Source organism: Vulcanococcus sp. Clear-D1 (genome assembly GCF_014654725.1).
Taxonomy (GTDB): Bacteria; Cyanobacteriota; Cyanobacteriia; order PCC-6307; family Cyanobiaceae; genus Vulcanococcus.
The window spans coordinates 1-20,735 of sequence record NZ_JACVZV010000010.1 but is presented as its reverse complement, the minus strand read 5'-3'; the positions used below and the strand labels follow the sequence as shown (position 1 = coordinate 20,735).

4 protein-coding genes and 2 pseudogenes are annotated in these 20,735 nt (G+C 55.0%); 2 read left to right on the top strand and 4 right to left on the bottom strand.

Annotation, left to right across the window (positions count from 1 at the left end; genetic code table 11):
• Positions 1-35 precede the first annotated feature (35 nt).
• From H9532_RS03070 to H9532_RS03060, 3 genes and pseudogenes are all read right to left on the bottom strand, one after another.
• Positions 36-425, bottom strand: a pseudogene (locus H9532_RS03070) (transposase); the annotation flags it as partial.
• A gap of 183 nt (positions 426-608) precedes the next feature.
• Positions 609-15,128, bottom strand: a complete 14,520-nt coding sequence (locus H9532_RS03065) for a Calx-beta domain-containing protein (RefSeq protein ID WP_296365710.1) — start codon at positions 15,126-15,128, stop codon at positions 609-611.
• A 373-nt stretch (positions 15,129-15,501) separates the two neighbouring features.
• Positions 15,502-16,268: pseudogene (locus H9532_RS03060) on the bottom strand (transposase); the annotation flags it as partial.
• Between the two features lie 803 nt (positions 16,269-17,071).
• On the opposite strand from H9532_RS03060, the gene H9532_RS03055 reads away from it, so the two are divergent.
• Both H9532_RS03055 and H9532_RS03050 read left to right on the top strand, forming a co-directional pair.
• Positions 17,072-18,934, top strand: a complete 1,863-nt coding sequence (locus H9532_RS03055; RefSeq protein WP_296365709.1) for a hypothetical protein — start codon at positions 17,072-17,074, stop codon at positions 18,932-18,934.
• Between the two features lie 38 nt (positions 18,935-18,972).
• Complete coding sequence (locus tag H9532_RS03050) at positions 18,973-20,193, top strand: hypothetical protein (RefSeq protein ID WP_296365708.1); 1,221 nt, start codon at positions 18,973-18,975, stop codon at positions 20,191-20,193.
• 271 nt (positions 20,194-20,464) lie between these two features.
• On the opposite strand, the gene H9532_RS03045 is transcribed toward H9532_RS03050, so the two are convergent.
• A partial coding sequence (locus H9532_RS03045; RefSeq protein ID WP_296365707.1) for a hypothetical protein occupies positions 20,465-20,735 on the bottom strand: 271 nt, incomplete at its 5' end.

The window sequence follows — 20,735 nt, the reverse complement described above, 5'->3', positions numbered from 1 at the left end:
GGATTTTATGAGCGAATCACTGTCAGGCCATGGCTCACAATCCGTTCATTGCAGTCATTCACAGCCGCTTCCGGCAGGCGCTTGCGGAAATAGACCATCATCGATAGATCAAATGGCGCCGAATACTGGAATCCTTCCAGGCCGATGAAGAACTGCAGGTAAGGGTTTTCTTTGATCTGCTCGATCAGTTCTTCGTCCGTGAGACCGAGACGAGCCTTGATGATCAATGCGCCCAGTGCCATGCGGAAAGGCTTTGCCGGTGCTCCAAAGCCCTTGCAGAATTGCGCCGCGTAATCATCCTCCAGCTCATCCCACGGAATCAGCTCAGCCAGCTTGATCCAGCGATTATCACCAGGGATTTTGCTGCCAAACGGCAGAAAAAAGTCTTCGAACGAGAGCTGATGACGATGCTCACGCCGGTACATGTGGAAAACTCCGGATCGCTTTTGGGCTCAGATCAGCCCGTTCACGCACATTTTACCGTCAAAAACTGGTCAGATCCTTTGCACTGCAGTGGATCCGGCCTTATTCAGGAAGCCCCAAGTAGCACGGACCAGTGCAGTGCACTGATGCCGCGCTACGAAAAGGGTGGTTAGCTGTTGCGCGTGTCAGCTATCTGTGGCTTCCAATTGAAGATCGAAGATTAGATCCGTAAAGGATCTGCCACGCCCAAAAGGATGTTTTTCAAAGCCAATGGTGTTGGTTCCAAGACTGGTGAAATGATTGAGCTCATTTTGATTCGCTGCTTGAAAAGCGAAGTAAGCATTCTTGCCGTGCAGCTCATTGTTTGTGATGACAAAGGGGGCAAGTAGCTGATCTGATGCAAGCTTGATTGGCCTAGAGCTTGTGCCACTGCTGGTGTTGTTGTGGTAGTCAAGTTTCTTGGTTCGTATTTCTTTCGCAATGGATCCATAGTTGGGATCGCCTGGGGCCACCAGCTGATTGGTTAGCGGGTCCCGAATTTCGCCTTCCAGCGTTTCGACGGGGTAAAAGCCTATGCGAGTTCGGGAATTGACGTTGTTATGGAGCCTAGTGGTACCACTGACTTTGAGGTCATGCAGGCCACGAAAATCGAGCACAGGGGTGCCGCCTATTTGGGTGCGTGCCACTAAGTCATCGATATTCTGAGGAGTGGTCTCACTGCTCATCCTGAATCTGAGCCCTGAGGGTGAGCGGAACTTCAGCTCGGAGGATTGGCTCTTTTCCATCGAAGAAGGCCGCAGCGTGACCGACCTCCAATTGCTAGTCCCATCCCAGTTTTCAGGTGACGTCCCTCTGAGCTCTAAGAGCGCAAGCTTCTGATCTGTGCGCAGTCCGAAGGAACGCCGACGATCGTGTGTTGAGTGCGGCCATTGGGTGTTACGGCTTGCGCTGCTGAGCAGTGTCAAAGCACGTGCGCTTCTTTCACCAGCTGTGAGCGCTTTAAGGCTTTCGCCTTCCCCTAACGGGATGCCAATGATGGACACCATTGTCCTTGGTGCTTTCAGCAAGGAGACACTGACCGATTGCACCCCCGCGATGGAGCTGCGTCGCTGCTGGGTGAATCGCAGCAGGCCGTTGGCCTTGCCAACCAAAGCTGTGGGGCTATCGGTGGTCAGTAGGACAGTGTCCAGTGAGCCGCTATTCACGTCGGGCTGCCAAATCAGGCTGTCGATGCGGCCATCCCCGTTAAGGTCGTAGGGGCTGGGTTCGGTGGAATCTGTCAGGCCAGCTTGGCTCTTCAGGAGGTTTTGCCCATCTCCGTTGACCATGGCCACAAGGCCAACATGTGTGCTGTTGGAACTGGACGTTGGTAGATTCAGCCTATGTACTCCTGCTTCGGTCGCCTCTCCAGCGGTGAAATTGGCAAGAAGCAGATCTGTACTTGGCTGCCATCCTGTCGCACTTGTCCCTAAACGTGCTTTCTGGCCTTTACCGAGCTTTGTGCGTCCAATCCACAAAGTTCCGCCGGCAACGGATCGAGCCGGATCGATCACGATGGGTTCGGATGTAACGCTGTCTCTCAAGCCATGTCGGTCGGTGTAATCGGTCACACGTACGTAGCTGCCGGGGGACAAGGCCTGCTGTACTTCCGCGCCATAGGTAGCTTCAGAAGCCCCGACGATCAAATCGCCATCGCGATACCAGCGATAGGCGTAAGACGGGTCTGCGGCTAACCCGTCTGAATCAATTGGATCTTCCGAGCTCAGGGCCAACCTCCCCTCCATGTTGCTTAGTTTGATAGAGGCGCTGCTGCCAACGTTGTTGAGTGTCTGGTTCATGCTGACTCGCCCTTGCTCAAGCCAAAGCTGTAAGTTGCTAGCGGATTTGGTAAAGACGCTATAGGACTTGCCGGCATCCATTTGATCGCCGATGTACTCGTAAATGCTGCGAGTGTGCAGGGTCACCTGGGCGGCCCCACGGCTTTCGAGTTTGAGCCTGTGCAAGGGTGTGTTGAGCAGCAAGGCCTCATCGAGGATCAGCGTGTTGTTGATTGGGATTTCGATCGCTTCGATATTTCGGATGCGGCTGCCCAATCCCACCAAGTTGATACCCGTGTCGGAGCTGTTGCTGCGCTGTGTGGAGAAGAAGAGGGTGTCGACACCTGGGCCGCCATCCACGCTGCCGACCTGGCCTGCCGCGATATCTGGGCTTGAAGGAGTCAGGCGCTGCAGGGAATCAATGCCCAGCCGATCGTCATCCAGGCCGCCCTTAAGAACAGCTGTGAAGTTGTTGTTGGTGCTGCGACTGCCCCCTACAGCCTGGCTGATCTGATCATTGATGAACTCCCTGCCGGGTCGCAGCAGTACAGGTTCGCTGCCAATCGGAGGCAGGAAAGGATCAGGATTGCCTTCATGTAGCACCGCAAGCTCGCTGCCCGGTTTGATCTGGCCTTCCACATCCTTTTGGCCATTGATCGTAAGTCGGCCGTTGCCGTCCATGGAGACGACATATGGGCCCTTCTCCTGCACGGCAGGAGCAGACCAAGCGAGGTCGTCTATGGCGGTTGCCATGTTGGTGTTTGCCAAGACTTGCTCCAGAGGTCGATCGTGCACAACAGCGCTGACACGGCGTACGCTGAAGGGAATAGTCTTGTCACTACCAACCGAAGTTTGCAGATCCTGGCGTGAAGTTTGCAACGAATCCATCGATTCAATAGCCGATTGCTTCAGCAAAGCTGCGCCATTTTTGCTGATCAGTGATTCGCCAGGGTTTAATACTTGCGTTAGTATTGCCCTGGGAGTTGACGATAGAGCTTGATCGTCTCCTTTGAACAACGTGATGTGGCTTCCGCGGCTATATTCTTGTCCGTTGTCAAGATAGGAGATAGGGGTTTTGCCTGAGCCGTCAAAGCCTGTCGCGTACCCCTCAAGCCCGTTATAAACCCAGAGATCATTGCCGTTGTCGCTACTTTTTTGGCCGTTCTTAGATTTGTCTTGCCTATTGACAAGGTAAAGCGCGCCCGTTTCAGGGGAGAAAACTAGCTGGCTCTGTTTTACTGTCGTTGTTGGGGCCTCACGTGCTGAAGCCCAGCCAGCATTTTCAAACCACCCTGCAATGCCTTGTACTCCTAGGCCAGGCAGACCCGCTCCATGAGATCGGTTATCATTCAATTCATAGTAGGCATTGTCAGGTTGACTTAGGATTTTGCTATTTGTATCGAGAAGGTACAGCCAGCCATCGCTTGATAGATGGAGCCGTCCAATGTTGCCGTCTCCCCATGATTTCACCGTGGTGTTGTCATGGGTTCGAATGACTTGGAGTTTTCCGTCCTTCAATGCCAGCTCATAGGCATTCTGAGGCTGACTCCAAAGGGTCTTGCCACTGCTGGCGCTAACGGTGAGGCGCCCGGCATTGATGCCGTCGTTGGGTATGGATACAGTGGTTCCATAGGGGTCAGCGTGCACCTGCAGTAGATCACTGCCGGCCTTGCCCCGCAGCAGCAACTCTTTCTTGCCGGCCGATCCCAATTGATGGAGAACGTCGTCTGATCTTGATCCATCATTGTTGGTTGTGGTGCTGAGATTGGCGGGAGTTAGATGTGGTCTGCCATACAGCGCAATCGAGTGAGGGCGTTGTTCTGCGACTGCTGGATCCCCTACATAGAGGCTGTTGCCTGAGAACAGCACCTCATCAAAGCCATCACCATTTATATCGCCAATGCCACCAGTGCGGTATGGCTTGGCCTCGCCGGGCAGTGATTCAATTGCGTATCCGTAGTTTCTCTCCCAATCGATGATGTCAGGTCGCGGGGATGGGTCGCCTAAATTGTCTTTATCGCTCCAAAACGCTGGTATCTTAACGCTCTTGCTGCTGATAGGCGAAGTATTTCCGAGATAGATGTAGCTGAAGTGTCCGTGCTTTGGAGGTCGATTTTTTATCAGTGGGGCGGAGCTGGTTGGTGAAAACAGAAGGTCGTCGTGACCATCTGCATTGGTGTCGCCAATGAAGCGTGCCAGCTGGCTGCGCTGAATTGGGTTTTCTGGCGTTGGAGCTTGAGTTCGGCTGAAAGACAGGCTGGATTCCTTGAGGTATGCATGCCTGTCGCCGTGAAGCAGCGAGAGAGTGCTGCCACCTTGGTCAATCAGTAGATCACTGAAGCCATCGCCGTTGAGATCGCCATGGCTTAATTCGATAGCTGCATACTTGTCTTCAACACTGTCTATCGCCTTGCTTGCTAACTGAACAATAGACTTGCTCGTGCGATTAGCAGACAAGAGCTTTAGGCCCCATCCAAACGTGCTGATATCTTTTCCGTAGACAGCAAGTTCATCTACCCCATCGCCATTGGCGTCGATTGCGATCATGTTACTGATGGCAGTATCGACATAGCCAATGGTAGGTGGTTTCGGTAGCTTTGTATTAAAGCCGGGCTTGAGACCAGTGCTGCTGCCCCAGAAAATATTGAGAGTTGGCGGTGTTTGCGAAACACCTCTGCCTATATCTTGATTGACTACTGCTAGATCATCAAATCCGTCACCGTCAAAGTCGCCACTTGTCAGCAATGAGATGGGCGTGGTGGGCCCGCTGATGCTGAGTGGCTCGCCCGCTACATCCCACCGTCCCTTGCTGTTGCCCTGGCTGCTCAGGTTGGGTCCACCCTGCAACAGCCGTAGACCTGCCTGGGTAAGGGCCACCAAATCCCCAAAACCGTCGCCATCAATATCCCCGGTTGTCACCAATGGATAGCCGTCTTTCGTCAGAGGTGTTGTCGACTCACTGAGGCTGAAGTTACTGAGCAGTACTTGCTGCTGTTCGTACTCCAGAGCGGCGCCAAAGCGGATGCGTAGTTTGTTGGCGTCTTCGGATGGGGTTGCACCACCGGCATCTTCGGAACTTCCTAGCAGGGCGTAATCTTCATAGCCATCGCCGTTGAGATCACCAAGGGCCAGAGGAATTCCGCCAAAGGGCAGCAGATAACCCAGCCCCTGAGTGAATGGCACATCGGATGACTGATTTGGACCGAGCCAAGGGCGCCCCCAGGCCATGTGAGTCTGGCCAGCTTCGGTGTACTGCAGATCGCCCTTGTCATTCGCAACCTTTTGTGGCGCGATGGCTGAGGGGCTACCAAGAAACAGGTCATCACCGCCGATTCCGGTGTTTTGGTCGTTGTTGACATCGCCAAGTGCTGAAACAGCGCGGCCCAGTTCGTAGCCGATTGGTGCTTCGAATGTCTGGAAGGGGCTGTCTGGCGATGTGGCATCGAGGTTGAAGCTGTTGCCGGTTGTTTTCAGTGCTTCGGGACCGTAGCGGTTTGCGCTCCCAAAGGCCACGTAGATTCTTCCCGCGCCACCGTCCTCGAGGGGTGCGCCGATGGCCAGATCAGGATGTCCGTCGTCATTGAGATCACCTGCTGCAGCCAGGCTAGTACCAACTCGCCCATAATCCTGCTGCCCCAAGAAGCTAACGCCGTCACTTGCATTCGGGTTCTTGAGGTTAGCGAGATCAATAGAAGCTCCCCAGCGAGGAGATGTTTTATTAGCAAACCATGTTAAAACACGCCCCGTAATCCGCGTGTTGTCCGGGGTGAACTCCGGAGCACCGATGGCGAGATCTAGAAGCCCATCACTATTGAGATCCACTGCCGCCAGATCAGATCCCAGTGCTTCGCCGAATCCAAAGCTGCCTGGTGGCAGAGGTTCTTCGCTTGCAAGCCGTAGCTCATCTTCGCTGCCCCGTTCGTTGACATGGGAGTATCCCTTAAAGGAGAGCGCTGTTTTGCTGTTCTTCAGACTCGCGATATCACCCTCGAAGGAATTCAGGCTACCGCCACCTTTGATGACATAAACCTCACCTGCATTGCCGACTACAGGAGCCGGATTTAACTGGCTCCTGGCCTGTACAGGCAGCGCCTGAGGCGCGCCAATCGCCAGGTCAAGATTTCCGTCGCCGTCTAGATCAAGCGCTGTAATTGCTGATCCGAAGCCGGTGCTCTCGCGCTCGCCACCGCGGTTCGCACTCTGGATCACCTTGGGCTTCATGGAGCCTAGGGATCGGCGTCCGGTCTGGGTTAAGGTTGCACCATCGAAGACGAATACGGTTTCTGAGCCTGGGGAGCCAACAATCAATTCTTGTTTATTGTCGGCATTGAGATCGGCAGTGGTGAGCTCCGAGCCGAACAGCCCGCCCGCCTTTTGCTCGATAATCAGACTGTTGTCTTCGTTCAGGACGAGAGGCCTATCGGCAGTCTTTGGATCTTTAGCCCAGTTCTGAACCACATCAGCGGCCACTACATATACGCGTCCGGTTTTGCTCGGATCAAGGAGATTGCCTGGTGCGCTGATTGCGAAGAAGTCACCCTTGTCAAGGCGGAGTGTCACCATTGCTGTCCCGAATCCGGCATGCGGGTCGAGATCCATGAGGGCTTCCTCCGGCTTGAGCAGCACATTGAGTTGGCGTTTGTTCCCTGCTTTTGCGGAGGTGGGTTGATCCAGTGATGCAATGTCGTTGAGCTGCTTCCAGTCCATTCCCTCGTTGCCTGGATCGCTGACGGTGGACGCCACAAAGACGGCGTACACTTGACCCAGACCCCGGTCTGCGCCTGGATCGCCAACCATTGTGATGTTGTAATTCGTCTTGGCGTCGGCACCCCTGCCGGCCGTCGATGACGTGCCCGTGCTGCCGGTCAGAGGGCCTAGCAGGCTGATGCCGGCATCGATAGCCCGCATGCGGATTGTTTCGTTATCCTGCACACCGGCAACGACACTCAAGATCGGGGTGTCTCCGGCATAGGAAACGGGAGTTTTCCCCAGAAGAAGCTGCGGTCGAGTGGATTTAGCTTTCTTGGGAGGTAGGCTGAAATCTACGGCGAAGTTAGTGTTCCGATATTCGAGATTTTCTGTGTCGAGCAGAGGGATGTCCAGCCTAAGGCTGCCTTCGCCGGCTGCAAAACGAACTCTGCCGCTGCTGTGCTGGTATTGTGAGCCCGCTGAGGCAGATTGGTCCCGCGTTGTGTAATTTAAAGTTAGCGGCTGACTTAGATCTCCTGAGCGTATCAATGTGATCCTTGCGCTCGGATCTCCCTCGGAGTTGATGCCGCTGACAGCCGAAATCTGGCTGCGTTGCTCCACGGTTCCTGGATTCAGCTGTAGCTTCAACTGAGAGCCACTGAGTGCATCCAGATTTGCTGTTAGTAGAGCCTGTAGATCCTTCTGTTCCGCCTGGCTCCAGCCCGTGGCCTGAGCATACATGCTCTGGAACAGAAAGCTGCGATCTGTGCTCGGATCAAGGCAGGTCCAGGCCAGTAGCACCTCGCCGTTATGTTTGCCATGGCTATCGGTGAGCGCCAGCGCATTGACTTCGCCGATTGTCACCGTTTCTGTTTCTTGATGCAGGCTTGTTTGCAGCAATATGGCGGGAAGCCACTGACCGTCCGGGTTCTGGAATGCTGCCCAGAGTTCATCCTTCTGGTTGCCCTTGTCATCGCTCGTAGATCGCACCCAGGTGGCGAGGATCTGATGCCCCACAGCTGTAAAGGTGCCGAGCTGTTGCACACCGGCAGCTTCTGGCAGCGGAATCCGCTCCGGTGTTTGCCAGATGCCATCGGCGTTCTGGATGGCTGTGTAGACGCGGACCCCATCCGCCGCTTGGCGGAGATCAGTTTCGCTGATTGTGTTTGGGGAACCGATGAACAAGCTTCGACGGCCGTTGCCTGCAAAGTCACCAGCGGCCACACCCGTTCCACTTCGGCCATAGGCAGTGCTTCCCTGGATGAGTTGGGCGCGACCTGCCGCCAGCTCCTCATCAAGGTCCAGTTCTCCAATGTCGTCAGCTTCTCTTCCGAACAGCAGCACCTGGCGTCCGGCCTGATCCTCGCCCGCACCGCCGCTTGAGGCGGGATCACTGATCAGTAGATCTGCCTTGTTATCGCTGTTCCAGTCGCCAACGAAACTCACCTCCCCGCCGCTGTTCAGTTTTAGTCCTGTCCGGCCGTCGCTGGTTTGCATCAGCGCCAGCGGTGCATCTGAGGCTGCCAGGTTTGTGTTTCCGAAAAGCACGGCACTTTGACCTGGCTGCTTAACCGGCCGCCCGGTACCGTCTAGGGCAATAGTTCGATAGCCCGCCTGCGAAAGAGCCAGATCAACTTGGCCATCGCCATCGAAATCGCCGATCCCCGTGGCGTTCAGAACTCCTGGCGCGTTACTGGTGATCAGACGTGCCCGAAGGGTCCGGGCCTCGCCATCGACTTGCACCCCTTTGTTATCGCTCGACCAGCTGAAGCTGCTGCTCTCACCGGAGGCGGTGAGTTGTATCGGAGCCGTGAAGCTTCTGTTTTTGAGATCGAAACTCAGTGATGCGTTGTTCAGCGTCAGAGCACCTTGCCAGCGGTCGGCAATGGAGCCGCTCAGAGCCACTAGCGGCTTGCCTTCAGTACGGTCGAGCCGCAGCGCAATCCAGTCGATCTCTTCAGCAGAGCCCGTTCTGAGGAGGCCATCGCCGTTGGTGTCGCGGCCATGGAGGCTAAGGACCACGGTATCGCCGGTTGTATCAGTCCAGCTAGCTGTCCATGTATTGGAGGGTGACCCTTGATCATTTGCAGCATCACTGGACGAGATATCGCCAAGTACACTTGCAGCCTCCCAGTAGACGGGCATCAGGCTGTCACCGAATACCAATACAGCTTGGCTGTCGGAATTGATTGTGATGTCTCCATACCCGTCGTTATTCAGATCGCCGACAGAGTTGGCACTATGGATAGGAAGATTACTCTGATTGGCATCTTCCATCCGACTGCTGACCCAGAGGGAGCGATCGAAGTGCGGTACAGCTTGTTGTTCGCTTTCAACAGCCCCCGGATCGAAATCGCGAGACTTGAGCTCACCTCGACTGCTCCAGATTTCGACGCTACCCGAATTGAGACTGCCGGCTGCGTAGCCGATCAGTGGATCTGACAAGCCATCCCCATTGAGATCACCGCCACCGGCAAGGATCGTGCCGTATCCATCTCTATTGCCGATGCCTTCGAACCTCTGTAGGAACAGGTCTTTGCGCCAGGAATTTTGAAGCGCATCGAGGCTGTCAAGGTCGATTGACCCATTGGCTTGCCCCGCTACATCCCTTAGTAACTCCATGGATCGTCCGCCATAAAGCATGTAGACGAGCCCAGCACCCCCGAGATCGTTAGGGGCTGACGCGAGAATCTCGTTGAAGCCGTCGAGGTTGGTATCCCCAGCGTTGACAACAAACTTCCCGAGTCCACTCCTGCTGCCAGCTTGACGTGAACCTTGGATAACTAATCCGCGCTTTGGTGTTTGGTTGTTGGTTAACTCTGAGAGGTCGTTGATCGTGCTGAGCGATGCTCCATTTAGAATGTAGAGAGAGCCTGCGCCATTGTTACTCCCATCTGCACCTGCGACCAGGCTTTCCCCTTCCCAATCGCTAAGAAGAGCTGTTGAGGCGGCAAGGCTTGTCCCCAACTGTGCCCAGGACTGATCTGTAGGCAGCTTCAGCCTTTCTGTGCTTCGACCCAAAGTAATTGACTGATTCGTCTTCGCGTCGCTATCGATTTGGTGGATCACACCTGGCGCGACTTGTGTCAGTGGCTTAAGGAGTGAATCGCTTTCATTGATATGACTTGCTGCTACAGCTAGCCCGCCATTCGGCCTTTCTACCAATGTAACCTTTGTCGTGAAACCCTCGGATCCTTCAATGGTTTTGGCCGAAGACCAGTCCCAGCGGATTTCGTCTGTGCCTTTCCGTGTGGCTCCTGTCACCCATCCAAGTTGGTAGATGCCAGAGTGCTCGTCTACGAGATGTTTGTAGATCCCCGTAGCTGTTTGCCCCTGCCGTGCCATTGAGAGAATGGCATCTTCTGCTGCACTGGCCGAAATTTTTCTTCCGTCTTGCACGTCTTCGTTCGAGAGTGCCATTGCAGCACTTCTCTCGATTGGGCCGCTAGTTAATACGACAGATTGTTCAAAGAGCGTTTCGGGAACATCAGATTTCCGAGCATTGGTGTCTTGATCGGCTGATGTGGAGAGAAGAGTCTGCTTCGGAGGCTCAGTCTTCCAGATGGGGAATTCCCATGTCTCACTTTGTTGCCAGCCAAGCAACTGCAGCCTTGCCGAAATGGCGATGCTGCCTTTCGAGGTGGTATCGTTCTTCAGTACATCGTACGTGAAGCTTGATTTGAGCTTGGCGTCAAGATTTACATTTCCGGCGACTAGGTCGAATTTACCTTTTGCGGCAAGAATTGGCTTGTATGTGACGTTTATCTCGGTGCGGGGCTTGGCTGTTGGCCCAGTAAGCAAATCCGCTGTGCTGTCTATCCCTTCTACATCTTGGGGATCGCTGATGATCTTGTTCTCGTTCGTGTTGTAGTTCGATCTAAGAGCTTCAACGCTTTGAAGCCCCGCGGCCATTGTTTGGCCTGCGAGTGACCTTCCTTTGCCCATCAAACGTGCCACCAGCCAGCCTATCTCTGTGAGTGCAGTCGCGCTTGGCAAAAGGTATTGATTGACTGCCTTAACGACAGGATTGTTCAGAAAAGATGGTTTGATTAGATCGTCTAGCCCAAAGATGAGGTCGACGGCGGGGGTGTCCTTTGTTGCTTCCTGGCCTGTCAGTTTGTCGTAGAGGTATAGGGATGGAGTGAATAGTCCGAGGGGGCCATAAGTGCTTGCTGAAAGCTCAAATCCCCCTCCAGTATCTATGCTGAATATAAAGCGCCCAAAGCCAAGGCTGAATATCGGAACATTTGTCTTGTAGGCCAGTGACAAATTAACGGCGTTCTGTGTCCCCAGTAATAGCCATTCATCCAATGTTCCGGATACGGTTCCTTGAAGGCTGAGGGTGATGGACTTGTTGGCTTCTAGTTGCTTTGTTTTGTACCTACCGCTTTTGGGGTCTATTACGCCGTCTGCGCCTCGTTCAAATTCTAATTCTCTAGTTCTAGGCCCTGGTGTCTTGTCCCACACAGCTTTAGATGCGCCAGTGAGTAGGCCTGGAAGGTTGTACCACTCGTCTGCTTTTTGTGACCACACCCATTCGGTGGTGAACCTAGCAGTGAGTTTGTTGTCAAGTTCTGGCTTACTTTTGAACAGCTCAGCAACGCTGGCTCCGTTGCTGATGGTCGCTGAGACGGTCTGCTCTTCTTTCCAGTTTGTATACTGAGTTTCTCTTTCCCATTGCCACTTCCCTTCCAGGCCTGTAGTGAGGCCTGGAGTGATAGTTTTGCTTTCCTTGCTGGTGCTCCCTCCAAGTCTGCTGCTGCTGCTCAAATCGCTCATGGGCAGAGCGGCTAAGGGAGCTAGTGTTGTTTGTGTTCTGAGTCCCGAGCTTGGCTTGGGCGTTGGGACAGCGCTTCCGAACAGCAATCCACCAAAGGGACTAATAAAGCCATTTGATGTGAAGTCGCGTGTATCATCGTCGTCTGACACGCCGTTTGTCCACGACACTCTCAATACTGGTAATCTTTCTCCATTGCTATTTCGGCTGTCTCCTGATTCAAGCTTTAGCCCTATGCCGCTCTGTGCGTTTGGAATGGATGCTGCACCTTCCCATTGGCCAGCGGCGCTATCGTTTAGCATGTATGCAATATTGACCTCGTTATTTAAGTTGAAGGCAAGATTCTGACCTTGTTTTCTGATGCCATTGTCTTCAATGGTCTCACCGTTATAGAGAGCTACTTCTGTGGGGTTTTCGGAGGGACCCCTCAACATTCTGATTTCGCTGGTGTCGAAGCTCACCAGCCCATTGCCTTCTTTGGGCAGTGTCACTCCCGATCGCGGGATACCCACGAAGCCGCCCAGCTGGCTCAGGCTGAAGCTCTCCCAGGTGGGTATCACATCGGGAGTGAGTAGTTCGCTACGCCTCGTGAAGAAGGGTGAATGTAGCGGCACAGGCTTGAAGCGTTCTGCTTCGCCGTCCCACATTTCTAGCTCCCCCTGTTCATTGAGGCCCCACACCTGCCCCTGATCGATCATCTGCAGCTGGCGGATATGCTCACCCGCGCCATTTGCTAGCAGCTCGAAGCCCTCGCTGACCGTGTCCCAGCGCCAAAGATCGCCGTCTTCGTCGATCCCCCAGGGGGTCTGGTCATCGCCCACCGCCAGCAGCCGCAGCTGTGGGCCGCCTTTCACCGTAATTGGCTTCAGATCAGTGATGCTCTGGTCCTTGGCTAGGGCACCGGGCACGTAGGCCACGTTGCTGCTGCCATCAAGGGGGGCGTCGCCCAAGAGCCACAGGGCCGGGGCAGTGTCGCTGCCCCGGGCTGCCACGATTTGGCGCCAGCCACCGCCTAGATTTGTCCTCTGCTTGTCGCCCCTGCCCGTGCCGTCCTGGCGTATGAAGCTGTTGCTGCGTCCCTCGTAGAGGCAGGGGTAGCCATCGTTGTCGAGAGCCCAGGCCCTGCCGTCGCTGCTGGCAGAGATCGCCAGAAAGCCTGGCGTCCCTTTCATATCCACGGGGCGCATGCGCAGGCTACTTGAGTCGAAACGCTCGACGCCGCTTCCGTCATCGCTCAGGCGCCACAGTGTCTGCAGCCCGCCGCTGGCGAGGTGGCTCTGGATCGGCACGGTGCCGGCAGGATCGATCTTGATGCGGCCACTGCGTACGGTGCTGCGATAGCCCTGGTTGTCGACGTAGGTGGCTTCGAAGGAATAGGCGCCCGGTTTCGCGGTGGTGAGGATGCTCAGCTCTGGCTTGCCGGTACTGGCGATGGGTGCGCCATCACGGAACCACTGCACCGCTTCAATGCTGCGAATGCCTTCGGGATCGCCTCTGAGGCTGGCCACCAATTCGGCGAGCTGCCCACTGCCGGCCGTGAAGGCCTGATCGGCGGGGCCTTTGAAGCCGTAGGGCTTAACGGTGATCGCCGCCTGGCCATTGTCCACCTGCTCCACTTGCACGCTGAGGGGCGCCAGGGTCTTTTGGAAGCCCGGAAGGTCGCGGTAAGTGGGAGTGACGCTCCACAGCCCAGCGGAAAGCGCGTCCAGGTTGACCGACGCCTGGCTGGAGTCGCCGGCAGTCTTCCCATCGCGGTGCCACAGATACACGTTCCCTGTGGTGTTGCTGCGATCGCCGTTCGGGTCGCCGCTGATTACTGCGTACAGACTGTCGCCCTCCTGCACCAGGATCGGAACGGACTGGCCGTCTGGATTGGTCTTCTCATTGGCCAGCAAGCGCAGCAGACCAGGGCCCAGCTCATCGATGCGCACGTTCTGCCAGGGAGATACCAGGTGGTGAACGTTCTGGAACACCTGCGGGGCGCCCTCCTGGTCGCCGCCGCTGACGCTGGAGCCCCAGCTGATCGCCGTGCCATCGGCCGACACGGCTGTAAAGGCGCCACTGTTGCTGTACAGAGCAGCGGCCGGATGCTCCTCCAGCAGTTGCTGCGTCAGAGCAGGATTGGCCGGGCTGGCGCCGCTGGCAGGCTGGCCCCAAAGGCCGATCGTGCCATCGCTGGCCAGGGAGGCGAAAGCACCATCGCTCGAGCGAACTGCTTCCCAGGCCGCAGAGGTGGCTTTGCTTGAGGGTGAGAAGAATCCGCTGCTGTTGGGATTCCGAAGATCGAGCCCAGATCCGTAGGTGTCCAAACCTCCAGATGGCGTAATCACTGCCAGTCCGCTTGTGCCAAGAGTTGGGTTCTTATTTGTACTGACGACTTGATAGACCCCGCCACCAGAAACCTGGTACAGCCACAGCTTGTCGTCCTCATGGCTCCAGCCGATGCCGCCACCGGGAACGCTGAACAGACTGCGTGCTCCCTCGATTGGGCCTTGATAGAAAGCAGGCCATGGCTTTGGCCCAATGCCGGCGGCGTATTGCACATCGCCGCCATTCTCATTGCTTGCCCAGAGGAAGATTCTGCCCAGTGAGTCGAAACCATGAAACTGGTATGTATCGCTGCCCAGTCGTACGATGTCGGGGCGGTCGCTGACGCTCACGCCGCTGGCATCACCGATCCCCTTTGGGATTCCCCATGTGACCACTTGTCCGCCGGTGGTGCGAGCGGCGAAGCCGGCGTCGTTGCTCACCAGCTCCTCAACTCCTGTGGCCAGGGTTTCAGATACGGAAGGGTTCTTGCGCCACTGCACCGCACCTGCTCCTCCGCCCCAGCAGCCCACCAAACGCTCGCCCTGCAGGATCGCTAGCGAGTCGTAACTCGAGACAAGTTGGTACGGGCGGCTGGGATCTAGAGCGGTTGCCTCACTTCTAGTCCCTGGTCCGTCCCCCCACGTGATCAGGGTTCCGTCTTCTTTGATCGCGGCAAAGCCCTCAGCCAGGCCAAACACCCGCAGCACCCCGGTATTTAACGCTTCACGCACTTTCTCTGGAATGGTGCCACCCGCGGCCATATCTCCCCAGGCCACCACCTCGCCGTTTGCACGCCGGGCAGCGAAGGCGCGTTCGCTGGAGGCGAGTTCTACTGTCCAGATCCAGGGTGCAGCATCGGAATTGCCCTGCCTTGTCAGGCGTTCCTCGCTGGCGTCGTCAAGAGTCCCGCCTGTGGCCGGATCGCCCCAAGTGATGACTTGCCCGTCGTTGGTCAGAGCCGCAAAGGCCGAGCGGTTTGCCCAGCTGTTCTCAGAGCGCTCAAGTGTGCTGAAGCCAATTTCGCTGTCGGAGCGGCGGACGTTCTTCGCAATTTCTTTACGAAAAGGGTCCATTTCTTTGGCAGCTTTTCTAACTATCTTACTGGCTGCCATGCATTTGGCGCAAGTTCAAAGCCAGGGTGAGTAATCCTTGTTCTGAACAGCGATATCGACCGGAAACCTGGCTGCCTGAAAGCCCCATGGCATCCAGGGTCTCTGAGGAGTCATTACGAGGAGCTTGCTGGCGTCGCGAGCTCCCGCCATCCCAGCAGCCTGAGCAACCCCTTGATGTCGTGAGCCAAGGCGGCGATGCCCTCGGTGATCGACCAGATTCCATTGCGCCGTAGGGCACCGTTGTTCTCCCGGTTGCGGTGGGCATCTTTCTTACAACCACATCGCGCACCCAGTGCCTGCTGTTCTCGATCGCCCTGCACTGCCGGATCGATCTGAGCAGGCCCATGGCACCGGTGCGCAAACTCGAGTCGTAGTTAGGGGTCTCGCCCTGCGGCTTGCTCTCGCGCATGCCATAGCTGCGCTTGGTGTCGCAGTTCTTGTCAGCTCCGATGGTTTTCTGGCTGGCACCGGGGATGACAGCAGCCATGTCTTTGGCGGCATCCCGTCCGCCAGTGTCCACTGCCTGCGTCACCTTGAAGTCCAAGATCCGGGCATGGCGGTTGTCCATGAGCACATGGCCCCGGTAGCTCGGCTGAGCTGGATGGGCGTTGGACTTGCGCGCCAGCAGCGCGTCGGGATCAGTTGTTGAGCGATGCGTGCTGTTGCTGAGCTTGATGCCGCTTAAGTAGTCTTTGGTCCTCGTTTTACCGTCCTTGGGCTGACCGAAAACCTTGCCGGGGCCTGAGGGCGGTGGATCGTCCTGGCCATCGATGCGCTGCAGGGAGGCATGGGATGACCAGGCCAGCAGCAGCGTGCCGTCCACCGAGAAGTGCTCATTGAGCAGCCGCTCCAAGTTCTTGGTGTACGTGGTGGGATGCCAGATCGGATCATCCGGGCTCAGGCCCACAAACCAACGAAACAGCAGGCTTTAGTTGAGCTGCTCCAACAGCAGACGCTCCGAGCGGATGCCGAAAAACGCCTGCACCAATCAGGCCAGCAGCAGTTGTTCCGGAGGAACCGAGGGCCGATCTTCTGCGGCATACAGCGCACAGAAGGTGGGATTGAGTCGATCAGGGGCCAGATCCGCCGCAGCGGGTGGCTGGCCGGGATGCGCCCCTCGATCGAGACGTTGGAGAACAGGGAGCCGCTGCGCTCCCGCTGATCTCACATTTCAGCTGGGCCATGCTTGCAGAGATGGCGGAGTTTTTCATCAAACTGCTAAGACTGCTTGTAGGTGTCCAAAGCGCCCCGCTGCCTGGATTGGAGGCAACCCTGGGGCCAGCGTCCACTCCCTCAGCAACCCGAGGTCTGCTCGCCTTCGTCCCGCTTCAACGGATCGAGCAAGGTGGACTCACAGGGTGCCCTGGGGATATCCAGATCAAGAGCTATGCCGAAGGCCATGCCTTGGCGCCTGGCAGAGCCCGGCCTGAAACCTAAAGAAGGATTGCAATTGCCTTGGCTTGTTTTTGCTTGTAACGGCGCAGTAGTATCAAGGGGTAATAGATGGTAAATTCGCCTCAGGCTGTGAACAAGATACTGCCATTGGCATTGCCGCCAGTTCGCCCGGGGTGGCCTTGCTCCGTAGCCTCGCCTCTATGCACCAAGCGTGGATTAAAGCCACCAATTACTTTGCCAGTCAATCTAGCTTATCTCAGCTGAAATGCCTCGACTCTTCTCCCTCAGTGCAGCCCTGTCAGTCATTTAGTGGTTGGAATCCAATGGCTCTTGCAAGTCTCGAAAGTTCTCTCTTTGCCCAAGAGTATGGCTGGTCGTCAATGTCCGGCCCCAGCACTGGGGGTGCACCATTTGTTGAAACAGTCGGTCTTCCGGCACTTGGAACTTACGGACGTCGTGATCCACTGGACTTTGTCCTCAGATTTGATCAGAGAGTTGAGGTGGACGCAGAGCAAAAGCCTTCGGTCCCTCTAGAGGTGGGATACAGAATGCATGAAGCAGAGTATATTAAGGGCTCAGGAACAAGGCAACTAGTTTTTCGATGGACTCCTGATCGTATCGATCTCGATCTTAATGGCATCAGATTAGGCCGGGTCGATCCGATCACTGGGCTTCGAGACTTTGATTTTGCAGGACGAATTCATAGTCTCGCCGCTAATCCAGTAAGTGATGCTCTGCCCAGGGTGAATGCATCATCCATCTTGGTGGATGCTCGAGGTCCTAGCGTCGTCTCATTTGGCCAACCAGCCATCGCCAAGCATCAGGTGATGGTAAAAGTCAGATTTGATCGGCAAACCATCGTCAAAGGGTCACCAGCAATCCCGATCGAAATCGATGGCCAGAGCACTCTTCTGAGTTACAGGCGCGGAAGTGGGAGCAAAACTCTCGTGTTTGGGAGCGAGCTGCCTGAAGGTATTCAACGAGGAGCGCTGATCGATTTCGGAGACCTTGGGAGTGAAGTAATTCTGCTACCGGGTAAAAGCACACTGGCCGATAAGGGCGGCAATCCGATTGAACTGATCGGTGCTGACTTCAAGAAGAATCTCATCATCAATGGATCCAAAGCTGCACTGCTGGGATCTCACTTCGAATTCCTCAAGACGATGTCAGCCAGTGAGTTGAATGCATTGATGGAACAAGATCGTGCCTACTACGACTCGGGTGTCAAGATCAACCAACAGCTCCCTGCTACGCCGGACAACATTCTTCCATATCTAAGGGATTATCAACTGCCTGACTATCCCAAAGCAACTCATTCTGTCGATCTCTATCGGATCGCCTACCGCTCCAAGATTCCGGGTCAAGAGCGCTTCACAACCAATTATGGTCTGGCGGCGATTCCCCAAACAGACGCCAGCTCCATACCAGTGATCGCGATGGAGCACCAAACCGTATTCGACCGAGCCAGCGCCGCATCTCAAGCCTTCTCTTATCCAGAAAACAGTGGCGAAGCGATGTCCCTCTACAGCACAAGAACTAAGGTTGCGCATTACGCCGGCCAGGGTTTCGCCGTGATCATCGGTGACCAGTACGGACTGGGCAATAATCCAGAATACTACGCTTATTTAGCGAAAAAGAGTAACCAGCAGTCCAGTCTCGACAATTACAAGTCGGCCTCCGAGCTGCTCAGCGCTCTCAATAAGAGGATCTCGAATCTCTATGTCGCTGGCTGGTCTATTGGTGGAGTTACCGCAGTGGGCTTGGCTGAAAGGCTTGAACAACAGGGGATCGAGCTCAGCGGTGTTGCCATCGCCGGCGCTCCCTTGGACCTAGCCATGAATGTCAACGCTGGGATCTGGAATCCTCGCAATGGGTCGGATGGCAACACTCCTGAAGCGCCTTGGATTTATAACGTCCTTGTGCAGTCAGCCTTTTCTCTGGATTGGTACTCAGATCGAGGCAACATAGCCGAAGACATCCTGGGTAAATACTATGAAGCTGGACGAAAGATCTACACCTCAGACTATAAGTCGATACTTCCAACTAGTGATGGTTCAGGAGTGCTCGTTGACGGATACTTCCTCCCAAACATTGCTAAGGAGATCCTTCCAGCTCGCTATAGCACTAACCCGAAAGCCTTTGCTGAATCTGACTATGTGAAGCTCCTGAACGAGTCCAGTGTTGGCAAGCTACCGTTGTCAGCAGATCTGCTGATGGTGTACGGCGAGCAAGACGAGGTGGTTTCCAACCCAGTGACACAATCACTCTATAACTGGCAGCGCATTAACTATGGCAAGCAGAATATCGAACTGATCACAGCAAAGGCCGCCAATCATCGTGCAGCTCTGTTCACACTGATGGATCGATCCATTCCCTGGTTCACCGCAAGCATCAACCACACAGCGTCGTAAATCCCTTCCGTCACAATCACCACACAACAAATTTCGCCATGGCAACCTCCTCCTCCAATGCCCCTCAGTTCGACGCTCTTTTCAATCGTGGAGCATTACAACGGTCTGATGGGGGGAAATTCAAACTTGCTTTGCAGGGTGCTGAGTATATCCATGCAAAAAAAGACAACAGCCCCGTAGAAAGCACTAGCCCCAAACAGGTTGCGGCACGGTGGAACTCTTTTCTCAATGGCAAAGGCGCCGATTTGGCGGCAACCTTCAAAATTGGCGATGATGTTGATGTGCTCACATTCAAGCTCAACAAAAATCCTAAATACAAAGAAAACAGTGGCAAGCTTATTTTTAAATTCAGGCCCTTCAATCTGTCCAATCAAGAAGTTCTCGAAGATCTCTCCGGTCAACGCCTAAGCAGCTTCAATCTATTCAATTCGGCTCCTCAGCTTGAAATCCCCAAAGCCCTTCAGAAAGGATACCTTCAAGCCCTTGCAACGCCCATCAGTGATGGCGCTCAATGGCAGATGAAACCAGAAGATGCATACTTCACGGGTCTGACAGCTCAAGATATTACAGATTGGAGGGAGCGTAATTCACCGTTCCTTCTCTCTAATAGCCAGTGGGACAGCTTCACGAAAGATCTCTACAGCGCATTGAGCTCCGATGGCTTTACAGCGCCACATGACATCAGGCTGAACGGGAGCGCTGCCAGGCTGTTTTCCAATCCAACAAAAACCGTACCCAGCACCGCACGCGATGCGATCGTGCTCTACGAAAATGAAACAAAAACAGAAGTCTCCCAAGAGAAAGCAAGAGATATTCTGATCAACTACGACCATTGGCTTGGCGCGGAAAGCCAGCGTGAAAGTGATGACATTCCACGCTATCGGACAGTCGATCTGATGGCAAAATTAGGAATCGGTGATCGAAGTGATATTGACCTTCAAATCACTAGCGATACCATCGCTAGAAAGGTGGTCGAAGTAGCGGCTCAAGAGGGTATCAGTTCCGACAAGATCAAGCACCCTGTCTATGGCTTCTACAACAAGGAGCTGGTTGCAGAATCACTACCCAACACCTCAGAAGCGATGAAGAAGTGGTCAAGCAAAGCAGGCATCGGTATTGACTTCACCTTTGCTCTGTTTGATGGGATTGGCCCATTAAATTCGATCGCACACTTCCGCAACAGCGACTGGATGGTAGGCATGCCCAACACCAGTGGCTTTGATTCACCCGTCTGGTATTCCAGTGACTGGAATGGTTGACAATGCTCAGCCGTGCCTAGGCTGCTGCTTCTAAACCAAGGGAGTCAGCCAACACCTTCCAGCCACCGCTGGCTTGTCGCCAATCGACCAAAGTCAGAATTCTGATCATATTCATTGAGCACAGTTGGTGTCACCGGGGCTGTAAAGATCGTCTATTACTCGTTGAGAACTGTCGCCAGACACCCTTCTGCCCAGCACGAATACCAAGAAGGTCGTTGTTGACTGGGAGCTTGCAGTACTAAGAGCTATAACTTCCCCCATCGGCAGCGAACTACCTCTCTGGCACAGTGATCTCAGTCCATGCATCGACATCGCAAATCCATGGAGATGGCGCCCTAGGCTTTGTCGGCAAGCCCTCAAATCCAATCACGCCATCTTTCTCGTTCTTCCCCTCTACATCAAGCCTAAATAGCCTCACAACGTCTGACTGCACCATGTAGGGTTTGCTGAATAAGGCGAGATCCATTGCACTGCAGTGGGCCGCGTCCCTTTGCGAGGTGTAAATCCCGAGGCCCGATTGCCCTGGTTCGAGGGTGAACAGG

What these genes read in the sequence shown, in the direction of transcription:
- H9532_RS03065 (WP_296365710.1), bottom strand. Translation starts at nt 15,128, where the DNA reads ATGGCAGCCAGTAAGATAGTTAGAAAAGCTGCCAAAGAAATGGACCCT.
- H9532_RS03055 (WP_296365709.1), top strand. Translation starts at nt 17,072, where the DNA reads ATGCATGAAGCAGAGTATATTAAGGGCTCAGGAACAAGGCAACTAGTT.
- H9532_RS03050 (WP_296365708.1), top strand. Translation starts at nt 18,973, where the DNA reads ATGGCAACCTCCTCCTCCAATGCCCCTCAGTTCGACGCTCTTTTCAAT.